Source organism: Arthrobacter sp. AD-310 (assembly GCF_054656615.1).
The window spans coordinates 119717-133757 of the sequence record NZ_BAAHNO010000014.1; the positions used below are offsets into that span (position 1 = coordinate 119717).

10 protein-coding genes are annotated in these 14041 nt (G+C 66.1%); 5 read left to right on the plus strand and 5 right to left on the minus strand.

Annotation, left to right across the window (positions count from 1 at the left end; translation table 11 throughout):
• Positions 1–140 precede the first annotated feature (140 nt).
• Complete coding sequence (locus ACYQ1Z_RS10445; RefSeq protein ID WP_459792447.1) at positions 141–1604, minus strand: amino acid permease; 1464 nt, start codon at positions 1602–1604, stop codon at positions 141–143.
• Positions 1605–1757: 153 nt separating this feature from the next.
• Here ACYQ1Z_RS10445 and ACYQ1Z_RS10450 point away from each other — a divergent pair, with 153 nt between their 5' ends.
• The 4 genes from ACYQ1Z_RS10450 to ACYQ1Z_RS10465 all read left to right on the plus strand — a co-directional run bounded on the left by ACYQ1Z_RS10450 (position 1758) and on the right by ACYQ1Z_RS10465 (position 5311).
• Positions 1758–2672, plus strand: coding sequence for a LysR substrate-binding domain-containing protein (locus ACYQ1Z_RS10450; RefSeq protein ID WP_459792448.1), 915 nt, complete (start codon positions 1758–1760; stop codon positions 2670–2672).
• A gap of 91 nt (positions 2673–2763) precedes the next feature.
• Positions 2764–3189, plus strand: a complete 426-nt coding sequence (gene panD / locus ACYQ1Z_RS10455; RefSeq protein WP_459792449.1) for an aspartate 1-decarboxylase — start codon at positions 2764–2766, stop codon at positions 3187–3189.
• Positions 3190–3240: 51 nt separating this feature from the next.
• Positions 3241–4167: an AEC family transporter gene (locus ACYQ1Z_RS10460; protein WP_459792450.1), complete on the plus strand. Its 927-nt coding sequence runs from the start codon at positions 3241–3243 to the stop codon at positions 4165–4167.
• Between the two features lie 19 nt (positions 4168–4186).
• A complete protein-coding gene (locus ACYQ1Z_RS10465) occupies positions 4187–5311 on the plus strand; it encodes an FAD-dependent oxidoreductase (protein WP_459792451.1) in 1125 nt (374 codons plus the stop codon).
• A 45-nt stretch (positions 5312–5356) separates the two neighbouring features.
• Here the strand turns inward: ACYQ1Z_RS10465 and ACYQ1Z_RS10470 are convergent, their stop codons facing one another.
• The 3 genes from ACYQ1Z_RS10470 to ACYQ1Z_RS10480 form a co-directional block, all read right to left on the minus strand.
• Positions 5357–6862, minus strand: a complete 1506-nt coding sequence (locus tag ACYQ1Z_RS10470) for an MFS transporter (RefSeq protein ID WP_459792452.1) — start codon at positions 6860–6862, stop codon at positions 5357–5359.
• 64 nt (positions 6863–6926) lie between these two features.
• The gene (locus ACYQ1Z_RS10475; RefSeq protein WP_459792453.1) at positions 6927–9557 is read right to left on the minus strand and encodes a trehalase-like domain-containing protein; all 2631 of its coding nucleotides are present in this window, start codon (positions 9555–9557) and stop codon (positions 6927–6929) included.
• Positions 9558–9743: 186 nt separating this feature from the next.
• Entirely contained in the window at positions 9744–10736 is a 993-nt protein-coding gene (locus ACYQ1Z_RS10480) for an LLM class flavin-dependent oxidoreductase (RefSeq protein WP_459792454.1), read from the minus strand.
• Between the two features lie 173 nt (positions 10737–10909).
• Here ACYQ1Z_RS10480 and ACYQ1Z_RS10485 point away from each other — a divergent pair, with 173 nt between their 5' ends.
• A complete protein-coding gene (locus ACYQ1Z_RS10485) occupies positions 10910–11608 on the plus strand; it encodes a type 1 glutamine amidotransferase domain-containing protein (RefSeq protein WP_459792455.1) in 699 nt (232 codons plus the stop codon).
• 87 nt (positions 11609–11695) lie between these two features.
• Here the strand turns inward: ACYQ1Z_RS10485 and ACYQ1Z_RS10490 are convergent, their stop codons facing one another.
• The gene (locus ACYQ1Z_RS10490) at positions 11696–13741 is read right to left on the minus strand and encodes a PxKF domain-containing protein (RefSeq protein WP_459792456.1); all 2046 of its coding nucleotides are present in this window, start codon (positions 13739–13741) and stop codon (positions 11696–11698) included.
• Positions 13742–14041: the final 300 nt, after the last annotated feature.

The following is a 14041-nucleotide window of genomic DNA, read 5'->3' on the forward strand; positions in this document are numbered from 1 at the left end:
CTCCCCCGGTTGCTCTATCACTTTTGGTCGCCAAAGCGTCTGTTTAGGGACCAAAAGTGATAGAGCAACGCGAGGTTTGTATGGGTGGAAGGCCTGCCGGCGTAATGGGCACGGACGCTGGCAATGCGCCCGGGACAGGGTCAGCGGAGCGGGCGGTGCATTTCCACGAGCTCCTCATGCCGCGGGCTGTTCGGGTTCATCAGCGAGTGCTTGCGGCCGTAGAAGAAGTAGATGGCCAGGCCAATAACAAGCCACACGCCGAACCGCAGCCAGGTCTCCCAGTGCAGCTGGAACATCAGGAACGCGGAGGCCAGGACACCGAAGGCCGGGACCAGCGGCATCAGCGGCAGGCGGAAGGTGCGCGGCGCGTCGGGGCGCTTGTACCGGAAGATGATCACGGAAACGCAGACGACGACGAACGCGGCCAGGATGCCGATGTTGGTCAGGTCCGCGACTTCCTTGATGGGGAAGACGCCGGCGAGGAAGGCCGAGGCGATGCCCGCGATCCAGGTGACGCGCTGCGGGGTGCCGTGGGTGTCGGTCTTGGCGAACCAGCCGGGCAGCAGGCCGTCACGGCTCATGGCGAACCAGACACGCGTGACGCCCAGGAGGAACGTGAGCATCACGGTGAGGATGGACAGCACGGCGAAGACCGAGATGATGGTGGCGATCACCGGCAGGCCAACCCCTGTGAAGGCGGAGGCGAATCCGGCGGTGGGGTCGATGTCCTTGTAGTTCTGCATTCCGGTCAGCACCAGGGTGGCCGCGACGTAGAGCAGCATGGCGATGATGAGGGAGAGCACGATGGCCTTGGGCATGTGCTTCTTGCCGTCCTTGGCTTCTTCGGCCGCGGTGCTCATGGCGTCGTACCCGAAGACGGCGAAGAAGACGGTGGCGGCGCCGGCGAGCACAGGGCCGAAGCCGCTGGGCATAAACGGGTTGTAGTTGTTGGTGTCGATGTAGAAGACGCCCAGGCCGATGATGAAGAGGATCAGCAGGACCTTGATGGCGACGGCCACCAGTTCGAACCGGCCAAAAGCCTTGGTGCCGCGGGACAGGATCCAGGTGACCAGGAGGCAGACCAGGATGGCCGGGATGTTGACGATGCCGCCCTTGCCCTCGTCGGCGGTGGAGGTCATCCAGACCGGCAGGTGGATGCCGATGCCGGAAAGGAAAGCGTCCAGGTAGCCGGAAATGCCGATGGCCACCACGGCCACGATGGCGATGTATTCCAGCAGGAGGTCCCAGCCGATGAACCAGCCGATGATCTCACCCAGCGCCACGTAGCCGTAGGTGTAGGCGGAGCCGGCGCGCGGGATCATGCCCGCGAACTCGGCGTAGGACAGCGCGGCTGCCGCGGAGGCAAGTCCTGCGACCAGGAACGAGATCAGCACCGCGGGCCCCACACCGGGCGTGCCTTCGCTTCCTGCCGCCACCAGTCCCGCGAGGGAGAAGATGCCGACGCCGATGATGCCGCCCACGCCGATGGCGGTGAGCTGCCACAGTCCGAGCGACTTGAATAGGCCGCTGTGCTTGTTCTCTTCTTCGATATCGTCGATGGGCTTGCGCCGCATGACCGACTGGCTCATGTCACTTCTACTCATCAGGAACTCCTGCTTGGGGTGCGACCCCGCCGCGGCACGCCAAGAATTGGCTGTGACGGGGGTAACTTGATCCCAACAGTATGCAAGGACCCTTGCATTAGATAAAGTGACTACTTCTAACCTATATTCGTTAGTTTCAGTAAGGAATTCCTTATGCTCGACGTCCGCCGGCTCCGCCTGCTCCGCGAATTGAGCATCCGGGGAACCCTCGCTGAAGTGGCCGATGCGCTGCAGTACAGCCCGTCGTCGGTCTCCCAGCAACTGGCCCTTTTGGAGAAGGAAGTGGGTGTGGAGCTGCTCCGGAAGACCGGCCGCCGCGTGCAGCTGACTCCGCAGGCCGAAGTGCTGGTGGCGCATACGGCCCAGCTGCTGGAAACGATGGAACAGGCCGAGGCGGATCTCGCCGCCTCGCTGACCACCGTCACCGGAACCGTGCGGATCGCGGTGTTTCAGTCGGCCGCCCTGGCGCTGATGCCGGACACCCTGACCAGGATGGCCGCCAACTACCCCGAGGTACGGATCGAAATGATCCAGCGGGAACCCGAAACGGCGCTCCACGAGACGTGGGCCCGCGACTTCGACCTCGTTATCGCCGAGCAGTACCCCGGACACGCCGCTCCGCGCTATCCCGAGCTGGACCGGATCAAGCTGACCACGGACGCCATCCGGCTGGCCGTCCCGGCGGCGTCCGACGGCGGCCCGGCCATCCGATCGATCGCGGACACGGCGGGACTCGCCTGGGTCATGGAACCGCGGGGTGCCGCTTCCCGCCACTGGGCGGAGCAGGCGTGCCGCAGTGCAGGCTTCGAACCGGATGTCCGCTACGAGACCGCGGACCTGCAGGCCCAGATCCGTCTGATCGAATCGGGCAACGCCGTGGCGCTGATGCCAGACCTGGTGTGGACGGGCCGCGGCACCACCGCCCAGCTTTTGGAACTGCCGGGCAAACCGCACCGCACGATCTTCACCTCGGTCCGCCGCTCCAGCGCCAAACGCCCTGCCATCCTCGCCGCCAGGGAGACCCTCGCTGCGGCGGCTGCGGCGGTGGCGAGGGACGACGACGGATGACCATCCGCCGTCGTACGCCCACTGCGCGGCCCCGCGCAGTGTTCCCTGCGTCACTGCACGGTGCCGGCCCCGGCGTTAGACTGGAGCCGTTATGAATCGAACAATGTTCAAGTCCAAAATCCACCGGGCCACCGTCACGCACGCCGACCTGCACTACGTGGGTTCTGTCACCGTTGACCTGGACCTGCTGGAAGCGGCGGACATCCTGCCGGGCGAGCTTGTCTCGATTGTGGACATCACCAACGGCGCCCGTCTCGAAACGTACACCATCGCCGGCGAGCGCGGCTCCGGGGTCATCGGCATCAACGGCGCCGCGGCACACCTGATGCACGAGAACGACCTCGTCATCCTGATCACCTACGCGCAGATGACTACCGAGGAAGCAAAGGCCTACGAGCCCAAGGTGGTCCATGTCGACGCAAACAACAAGGTGGTCCAGCTGGGCAACGACCCCGCCGAAGGCATCACCCCCGGACTGGTCCGCCCCCCTTTCGCGCTTAACAACGCCACTCTCTGACCGGAGCGTGAATCCCGGTTCCTTATCCCCGCGCGCCTCCAGGGCTGACTCTTGCTAGGGGTGCTGGCGGGTTTCTTCGTGGTGTGGTGCATCATCCTGGTGGGATGGTTCGTGGGCCGGCAGAAGATCCTGGGCGACAACGCACGGCAGGTCCTCAGCTCCCTCACCTTTTTCGTCGCCAGCCCCGCCCTCCTGTTCGAGACGCTCAGCAAAGCGCGCCTCCAGGAAGTCTTCGCGGAGCCGCTGCTGGTGACGGCCGTGGCCGCCATCGCCACCGCCCTGCTCTTCTTCGTTATCGCCAAGTTCTGGCTGAAACGGTCGCTGCCGGAATCCCTGATGTCCTCCATGGCAGCGTCCTTGGCAAACTCCGCCAACCTTGGTATTCCCATTGCCGTATATGTCCTGGGCGATGCCAGCTATGTGGCGCCGTTGTTGATTTTCCAGCTCGCGTTCTTTACTCCGCTGTTCCTGATGATCCTGGATTCCAGCACCAGCTCCCACCGGACCACGCCCCTGAGCTTCATCTTCATGATCCTGCGGAACCCCATGATCGTGGGCTCCGCGCTGGGCCTGCTCGTGGCCGGCACCGGTTTCAAAGTCCCCGACCTTGTGATGGAGCCCATCCACCTGATTGGCGGCGCCGCGATTCCGGCGATGCTGATCGCGTTCGGGATGAGCCTGAACGGCACCCGCCCGCTCCAGGCCTCCGCTGCACGGCGGACCGACACGCTTGTTGCCAGTGGTTTCAAGCTTGCCGTCCAGCCGGCCCTGGCCTACCTCTTCGCCCGTTTCGCCGTCGGGATGGAGGGGCACGCGCTCTTCGCCGTCGTCGTCACGTCCGCCCTGCCCACCGCACAGAACGTCTTTGTCGCCGCCAGCCGGTACAAGACGGGACTGACCGTGGCCAAGGACACCGTGCTCATCACTACCGTCGTGGCTGTCCCTGCCATGATCGGCGTCGCACTGCTGCTGACCTGACCCCGAGCCTGGAGGCCTGATGAATACTGTTCTTGACACGGTGGTGATCGGCGGCGGAGCCATGGGCTCGGCCGCCGCCTGGGCATTGTCCCGCCGCGGCCGCGAGGTCACCCTGGTGGAACAGTTCGGTCCGGCGCACAAGATCGGCGCCTCACACGGAACCACCAGGAACTTCAACCCCGGGTATGACCGGCCCGAATACGTGGACATGCTCGCCGAAAGCTTCGCGTTGTGGGAGGAACTGGAGCAGGAGACCGGTGAAACCCTGCTGGCCCGCACCGGCATCACCACCCACGGCCCGGACCCGCTGCTGCCCCGCACAGCTTCGGTACTGGCGCAGGCCGGCCTCCGCGCCGAGCTGCTGCGCCCGGAAGAGGCAGGCGAATGCTGGCGGGGCATCCGCTTCGACCAGCAGGTCCTGTACATGCCCGACGGCGGCCAACTCAACCCCGAGGCGGCGCTGCCCGCCTTCCAGCGGCTGGCCGCAGCCCGGGGCGCCGAGATCCGGCACCACACAAAGGTTGTGGACTTCCAAGTGATGGACGACGGCGTCCGGCTGGTTCTTGAGTCGGCCTCGGGTTCGGAAACGGTCACCGCAGCCCAGGTGGTGGTGACCGCCGGCGGCTGGACAGGGAAGCTCCTTGGCGCCGCCGGAGGGTTCCGGACCCCGAAGCTGACCGTCACACAGGAGCAGCCGCTGCATTTCCAGGTGGCGGACGAGGGTGCGGTGTGGCCCGGGTTCAACCACTACCCCGGCACCGGCGCGGACTACCAAGGCTGGGCCTCCCCCGTCTACGGGATGCAGACTCCCGGTGAAGGCATCAAGGCCGGCTGGCACGGCGTGGGCCCTGTAGTGGACCCGGACCGGCGGGATTTCCTTCCTGAAGCCAAGCAGCTCGCGGCCCTGCAGGACTACGCCCGGGCCTGGCTGCCGGGCGTGGATCCTGATGCGTACGAGGCTGTCAGCTGCACCTACACCACCACCCCGGACGAGGACTTCATCCTGGACCGCATCGGGCCCGTCGTGATCGGGGCCGGGTTCTCCGGGCACGGTTTCAAGTTCACCCCGGTGATCGGCCGGATCCTCGCGGACCTCGCCACCGGAACGCGTGCGGCCCCGGACATCTTCCGCGCATCGCGCTAATCACCGGGAACCCGCGCACCACCAACCCAACCAGGTAAGCGCCGGTCAGCGCTGGGTCTCCTCCGCTTCGGTGAGGACCGGCTCCCCGGCCGTCCCGCCGTCGTCGTCCTGCTTGACACCGTCCGTTCCGGAGTCCGTGGCGGCACCCGCCCTGACGGCGGGCATTGCCAGTATGGCGGCGACGGTGAGCAGGCCCGCCACCAGCGCGGCCAGGAACACGGCACCGGACGCTGCCACGACGGCGGGGCCGTGGCTGCCGCCGCCGGGAGCACCGGAGTAGATGGCGTTGGCCACTGCGCCGAAGACGGCCACGCCCAGGGCGCTGCCGATCGAGCGGGCAAACATGTTGGTGCTGGTCACCACGCCGCGCTCGTGCCAGGGGACGCTGGACTGGGCGGAAATCAGGGTGGGTGTTGCCACCAGGCCCAGGCCGAGCCCGACGACGAAGCAACCCAGGGCAACCAGGACCACGTTGGGAGTCGCGGCGGTGAGCGTCAGCACCAGGAGCCCGGCCAGGGTAATCGAGATGCCGATCAGAGCCGTGGCCTTGAATCCAATGCGCAGGTAGAACCGGCCGGCCTGAGAGGCGCTGATAGGCCAGCCAACAGTCAGCGCCGCGAGGGCCAGCCCCGCGACCAGGGGCGAGGTGGCCAGTGCGCCTTCAAGGAAGGTGGGCACATAGGAGGTCAGGCCGATCATGACCGCGCCGACGCCGAAGGACACCAGGGCGGTGGTCGCGAGCAGGCGGCGGGAGACCACCCAGGACGGCAGGATGGGCTCGGCGGCCCGCCGCTCCACCAGCAGGAACAGGACCAGGAGCACACCGCCCACGGCAAAAACCCCGATGCTGACGGGCGAATTCCACTCCCATGCCTGGCCGCCCTGGAGGGCACCCAGGATGAGCAGGCCGAGGGAAACCGCCAGCAGGGCAGCTCCGGCGTAGTCCACCCGGTGCCTGGCGCGGTCCACGTTCTCGTGCAGGGTCCGGACCAGCATCCACCCGGCCAGCAGGCACAAGGGAATGTTGACCAGGAAGATGCCGCGCCAGAAGCCCAGCGACGCGAAAACGCCGCCAAGGCTCGGGCCCACCACGGAGGACGCGGCCCACACGCTGGCGAGGTAGCCCTGCACTTTGGCGCGTTCCTCAAGGGAGTAGATGTCCCCGGCAATGGTGATCGAGACGGGCAACACCGCGCCGGCACCGAGGCCCTGCAGGGCGCGGAAAGCGATCAGGGCCGGCATGCTCCAGGCGATGCCGCAGAGGACGGACCCGAGGAGGAACAGTCCGATGCCCGCAAGGATGATGGGTTTGCGGCCGAGCATGTCGGAGAGCTTGCCGTAGATGGGGACTGAGACGGCCTGGGCCAGCAGGTAGGCGGAGAAGAGCCAGGGGAAGGACTCGAAACCGCCCACGTCCCGGACGATAGACGGGACCGCGGTGGCCACGATGGTGGAGTCGATGGCCACCAGTCCGGTGGCAAGCATCAGGGCGATCAAGATGGGGCCGCGCTCCGAGCGGAACCCCACCCCCTGGGCGCGGGCGGTCGTCATCACTTCTCGATTCGGTTACTGTGTCCCTGTTTCCTCCACTCTAGGTACCCCGGACGGACGCCACCTATCGTCCGGACTGATGTGCATCCAGGATGCGGGCGCACCGGATGAATCCCAGGTGCGAGTACGCCTGCGGGTGGTTGCCCAGATGCGTTTCCGTGCCGGGGTCGTACTCCTCCGGCAGCAGCCCGGTGGGCCCAAAAAGATTCACCAGTTGATCAAACAGGTCCCACGCCTCATCGATACGCCCCACGGCCACGTAGGCTTCGATTAGCCAGGTGGTGCAGATATGGAACCCTCCCTCCAGCCCCGGCAGCCCGTCGTCGTACCTGTACCGGAAAACCGTGGGTCCCACCCGCAGTTCCCGTTCCACCGCGGTGACGGTGTCCAGGAACCGCTGGTCCGAGACATCGAGCAGGCCGGACAGGCCGATGTGCAGGACTGCGGCATCGAGGTCCGGGCTGTCATAGGCCACGGTGTAGGACTTCGCCGCTTCGTCCCACCCCTCGCGCAGCACCTCCTCCCGGATGGCGGCGGCCGTTGGCGCCCACGCCGGGTCTTCCTCTTTGCCGTGCCTTGCCGCCGTCCGCAGCGCCCGGTCCAGGGTCACCCAGCACATCACCTTGGAGTACACGTGGTGGCGCGCCGCCCGCCGGGCTTCCCAGATGCCGTGGTCCGGCTCGTGCCACCGGGCCAGGACCGCGGAGGCCATCTGGACCAGCAGTTCCCAATGCCCGTCGGCGAGCGCTTCCTCCCTGGCACTTAGGGTGTGGATCAGTTCGGCTACGGGGCCAAAGACGTCCAGCTGGACCTGATGGTCCGCCGCGTTCCCGATCCGCACCGGACGGGATCCGGCGTAGCCCGGGAGGCTGTCCACGACGGCTTCCGTTGACAGGGGCGCTCCGGTCACGGAGTACAGCGGGTGCAGCCATTCCGGACCGGGTGCGTGTTCTAGGATGCGTCCCAGCCAGCCGAGGAATCCGTTGGCCTCTTCCGAGGAGCCGAGGTCCACCAGTGCATTGACGGTCATGGAGCCGTCCCGCAGCCAGCAGTACCTGTAATCCCAGTTCCTTGTTCCGCCGATCCCCTCGGGCAGGGACGTGGTGGGAGCGGCGAGGACCGCGCCGGTGGGCTCGTGGACCAGGGCACGGAGCACCAGGGCCGAGCGCCGCACCAAGGAGGGTTTGACAGAGGGCAGGACGAGCTTCTGCACCCACTGGCGGGCGTGGAGGGCCACCGCCGCCCGGCGTTCAGTCTCCCCTTCCGGGTCAGCGGGCCGCGGTTCGGTATCCCCGCAGCGCAGGTTGAGCACTACGGGGCCGGCCTGGAGGTTCACCGACGCCGTGGCGGTGGCGTGCCGGCCGTCCGAACTGATGCTGAACGTCACGCCGGGCGCGAAGAGGATGATCGGTTCGGAGGTGCCCACCACGTGCAGTTCGTCGCCGCGGGATTCCATGCTGAAGGGCGCATTGGCGTAGTCCGGCCGGGGAGCGAAGGTTATCCTGGCGTCGCCCGTGCCGGTCAGGACGCGGACCAGGCTGGTGATGCCTTCAGGGGCCGGCTCGAGGTAGTCGGTGACGGTCACGTCCGCCCACCGGGTTTCCACGATCATGGTGCTGTCCACGTAGCGCTGGCCCAGCACCTGGGACGCTTTGGCTGGTTCCACGGAGAAGTGGCCGGCGGCGTCACCGCCGAGGATGTGGGCAAAGACCGATCCGGAGTCGGGCAGCGGGTGACTCATCCAGCACACCTTGGCGTCAGGTGTCAGCAGCGCGGTGGAGGAGCCGTTGCCGATCATGGTGTGCCGTTCGAGGCCCACGGCGTCCTCGCCGAACAGCCAGGCCCGACGCAGTTCGAAGAGCAGGGCAAGGACGCGGGCGAAGGCGTCGGGGTCCCGGAGCCGGTGGCCCGCGACGGTCTCCCCCGGCCCTACCCGCAGCCCCAGGTCCGGGCCGCGGAGTGTGGCGATAGCAAGTTCGTCGCTGTCGGCGTCGCCTGCGAACATGGCGGCACTGGCGCCGAGTCGGGACCGCAGGGCTTCCAGCGCCTCGCCCTTGGACGGTTCCACGACTGACAGATCCAGTACTGACCCGTCCACGATGAAGAAGAGGCCGTGGTCGCGGGCTACCTCCCGGGCCGTTTCCGTCACCGCGGCCACCACGTCTGGGGGCGCTGGCCGGGTGTGGACGGAAACAGCCACGGGTTTGCGTTCAATCCAAATGCCCTTATGGAACCCCACGGCCTCGTTGAGGGCGGCGTTGACCTTCTGCAGGACCGATTCGGTGGCAAGGGTCTGCGCGTGGGCAAAGCCCATGTCCGATTCCGCGCCGTGCGAACCGATCAGGTGCACCTCCACGGGAAGCCGCGAGACCGCGGCGAGGTCCCTCAGCGAGCGTCCCGAGATGATCGCCGCATGGGTGTTGGGCAGGGCGGCGAGTGCCCGCAGGGCGATAGCGGCGCTGCCCAACGGAAGGATTTCGGTGGAGATGCCCTCGGCGTCACAGAGGGTGCCCCCGTAATTGCAGGCCACCAGCAGGGAGGGAACGCGTGCCAGGACTTTCAGTTCCGACAGCAGGGCAGGCGTCAGTCCACTGTCCGCGGCGTCCGCCTGGACAAAGGTGCGGAGCACGTCCAGCGGGAGGGACCGCGTGAGCAGGGCGGAATCCGCCACGCTTTGGTTTAAGGGCGTCGGCATCCATGTACCCCTTCAGGCAGGACCAGGGCCGGTGACTCAGCCGCTGGATTGCCTGCGGACTACCGGTTGGTGCCCTCCCGGAAGTCCCAGCGATTCCGAGGGGGCAGTTCCCATGTTCAGCCCCGGCTGTTTCTCCTGGACATCCCCTTCATTGCGTATGTGTAAAAGTCCTGCGGAGGAACGCCGTTAGACCCTAGCCAGGCCGGCGGCTTCGGCGAGCAGTTCCACGGACCGCAGCCGCTCACTGGTGCCGGTGCTTTGGTGCGCGACGATGAGTTCGTCGGCGTCGGCGTGCCGGCCGAAGCTGTCCAGGTAGTCGAGGACCACGTCGGGGGTGCCCACCGCCGAGTACGTCATCATTTGCGAGACGTGCTGGCCCTGCGGCGAGTCGAGAATCAGGTCTGCCTCGTCGTCGGTGAATTCCCGGGTGCCGCCGCCGAAGAACAGGGACACCCGGGCGCGCTTGGTGGCCTGCAGCATCGCCTGGGCTTCGGAGGCGGAATCGGCAGCGATCACATTGACACCCGCGATGACGTACGGCGCGTCCAGCTGGGCCGACGGCTTGAATTCCCGCCGGTAGAGGGCGACGGCGTCCTGTAGGGCGTTGGGGGCGAAATGCGAGGCAAACGCGTACGGCAGCCCCAGTTGGGCGGCCAGCCGCGCGCCGAACAGGGACGAGCCCAGGATGTAGAGGGGGACGTTGGTGCCCTTGCCGGGGGTGGCTTCAACACCCTGGATCCGGGTGGGCCCGGTGAGGTAGCCCTGCAGTTCCAGGACATCCTGCGGGAAGCTGTCCGCGGACATCGGATCCCGGCGGAGGGCACGCATGGTGTTCTGGTCGCTGCCGGGAGCCCGGCCCAGGCCAAGGTCGATCCGGCCCGGGTGCAGGGTTTCCAGCGTGCCGAACTGTTCGGCGATGGTCAGCGGCGAGTGGTTTGGCAGCATAATGCCGCCGGCGCCCAGCCGGATGCTTTCGGTGTGGGCGGCGACGTGGGCGATCAGTACGCTGGTGGCGGACGACGCGATGGAGGACATGTTGTGGTGCTCCGCGTACCAGACGCGTCGGTACCCCAGCTTCTCGGCGCTTTGCGCCATGGCCACGCTGCCCGCGAAACTCTCCGCCGCCGTCTGGCCCTTGCCGATGGTTGCCAGGTCAAGGATGGAAAGCGGAAGAGTCACGTCGGGTGCCGGCCTTTCAAGGAGGTTTCGTAGTAGTGCCGGCCGGGTCGCGGCGGACACTTAGGACATAACGACGGCGGGTCCCGGCTTATTTCTGTGATCTGCGGTATACGCAGCAGGCTGATAATGTTGCGGGCCCAAGGTCATCAACTGGCATAGACAGGAGAAACACCATGGCAAACATCCTGATGGTTGTCTCGGCAGCCGATTCCCTCACCATGAAGGACGGGAGCGAGCACCCCACCGGCTTCTGGGCCGAGGAACTGGTGGTGGCCCACCAGACCCTTCTCGACGCCGGGCACAGCGTGGACATTGCCACGCCCGGCGGCGTCAAGCCCACCGTGGACCAGGTCAGCCTTGCCCCCGAGTCAGCAGGCGGGGAGGAACGCGCGGCAGGCTTCCGCGATTACCTGGCGAAGATCGGTGGTGAGCTGTCGCAGCCGCTGGTGCTCTCCGGCGTCGACATCTCCGCCTACGACGCCGTGGTCATGCCGGGCGGGCACGGGCCCATGGCCGACCTGTACAGGGACGCCGACCTAGGCCGGCTGCTGGCCGCCGCGGACAGGGACGGCAAGGTCATCGCGCCGTTTTGTCACGGTCCCGCCGGGCTGCTGAGCGCAACGGACGACGGCGGCGCCTTCGTTTTCGCCGGCCGTCGCCTTACCGTTTTCAGCAATGAGGAGGAGCTGGGCGGCGGTACGGGCGAGAATACGCCGTGGCTGGTGGAGGACGCGCTGAAGGAGAAGGGCGCGGTGGTGGATAACGCCCCGGCCTGGACGTCCCACGTGGTTCGGGACGGCAACCTCATCACCGGGCAGAACCCGCAGTCCAGCGAGGACGTGGCCAAGGAAGTCATCAAGACCCTGGGCTAGGTCCAGGCAGGCACAAGGAAGCGGCCCGGTCGTGTCGACCGAGCCGCTTCCGTTCGGCGCACTCCATTGGGCGCCGGCCGGATAGTGCTACTTCAGCTTGAAGTTGGCACTGATCGTGCTGCCGTCGTTAGCGGTCATCGTCAGCTTGTAGCAGGTCCCGGTACCCGTGGGCGTCTTCCAGTTGTAGATGAACTGGCCGGCGGTGGCGTCGTAACGGAGCGAAGTGCTGCCGGTTGCGGTGGTCTCTTCAATTTCGTCCACCGGGCTCAGGAGCGAGCACGTGATCTTCTGCGTGCTGAACTTCGCCAGCGCCGGATCCGTCAGCTCAGTGGAACCTGCGAAGATCTCGAACTTCGCAGGAACCGTGTTGCCGCCCTTGACGGTGTTCAGTACACCATTCATGTCGACAGGCTGGTAGAAGCCCTTCAGGGTCCAGGCCTTGACCTCGTAGGCCTGGGTTACCGTGGTGGTGTTACCCGCGAGGTCTGTGGCGGTGGCCGTGAGTTCGTGCACGCCCACCTTGTTGCTGTAGCCGTCCACAACACAGCCTGCGGCGAGACCGGACAGTGCGTCGGAGGCGGTGCAGCCTGGTGCTGCCGCCGTTGACCCGAAGTAGCTGTCTGCCAAGACTGAATCGAAGGATACCGTGGGAGCGGTCTTGTCGATCTGGAAGGTTTGAGATGTTGCACCCGCGGGCGTGGTGTTGCCCGCGACATCGCTGAACGCCGGGCTCAGGACTACCACGGCTGCACCTTCACCGGAGGAGGTCACGTTCTGCGTGGGCGTGGCAGGCCCGGAGATGAGGTCAGTTGCCTTGAAGATCGCAGTGACGTCGGACTTGTACCAGCCGTTGGAGTTGGGCTGGGTTGTCGCGCCGGCCCCGGTTACCTCTGGAGCGGTCTTGTCGATCTTGAAGGTCTGAGACGCGGCACCTTCCGGGGTGGTGTTTCCGGCGAGGTCGGTGAAGGCAGGGCTGTCCACCTTGACGGTGGCGCCTTCACCCGAGGAGGTGGCTTTCTGGGTGGACGTCAGAAGTCCGGACGTGGTGTCGGTTCCGGTGAAGGAGGCTTCGACGTCGGAGGTGTACCAGCCGTCATTGCCGGGGGTGCCGTCAGCTCCGCTGGCGCCGACGGTGGGGGCGGTGCCGTCCTTCTTCAGGTTGACCGTGACGGGACCGGCCGCACCACCATCACTTGCTGCGGAGCAGGTGTAGTCGGTTGCCACTTGATCTGCGCTGATGGTCTGGTCCTGACAGCCTGTCGTCTCCAGGGTGCTGGGAGAATCCTCTTCGCTGACGGTCCAGTCCAGGACAACGTCGCTCTTGTACCAGCCGTTGGAGCCGTCCGGGTTAGCGGGTGAGAGCGTGTAGGAGATTTCGGGCGCCGTGCCATCGGTAATTTGATAGGTCACCGAACTGGCGACGGTGAGGCCGCCGTTGTCCGTATAGCTGCAGGATGCTTGCTGGCTTCCGATGCCTGTGGCGCTGTCGGGTCCAATGATGGGACCCAAATCGGCATTGAGCGTCGAGACACCGTCCTCTGCGTCGTCTATCTCGCAGAGTGCTTGAGGAACAGAACCCTTTGTGAAGGACCCGCCATTGGCCACCCCGGAGATATTCAGGACGGGCGCTGTGTTCGACGGCGCCGGTGCAGCGACGTCTACCCGGAAAGTGGCAGGCCCCAGGTTAAAGGTGCCGCCAGTGTTGTTGCTGGCCTGGGTAGCGGTTACCGTTGCTGAACCCACTCCGACGGGACTGATAGTCAGCGCCTTGGTTGCGCCGCAGGAATCGAATGTGACTGTAGACGGAGACACGGTAGCGACTGCCGGATTGCTGGAACTGAGATTCAGCGTGAGCGTCGTGGAGCCCGTAAGATTGCAGCCGTTCTTGCCATCCCCGTTGGTGGCGGAAACCGCCAGCGTGGTGCTGCCGTTGTCACCGCCCGCATTGAGCGCCATGACCTCCGCCGTGGCATCGATTGTTCCGTCAAGCTTGTTATGGATGTCGTCTGCCCAGGCTATGCCGCCCCCGGCCAGCAGAAGACTTCCGGCAGCAACCGCCGCTGCCGTCCTGGTGCTGGTCCGCCGCAGCGGGCTCCCCCCAGCAATTCTTTTCCCACCCGGCGAATTGTTCATGCGAGTCTCCCTCAAGGCCATGCATCCCGCTCTGGACGCAACGTACTTCACCGTAAGATCGGGCCCCCGCGGAGAACACGCGTAATGGCACACCTGTCTTTCACCCCCGAGTACTCGATTTCCGTAACAGTCCGGCTGACGCACTACTTGGTTCCCGACTCTCAGAACGGTCTGAATATGACCGCAGCGGTCGTCCGGTGAAGCGCCGTTACCCCCTGTATCCCCGCGTTTCGTGCCCTTTGATTCCCGCTCCGGGGCTGCCGGATAGTTGCTGCAACGCATCCCGTCCGTTGCATCACA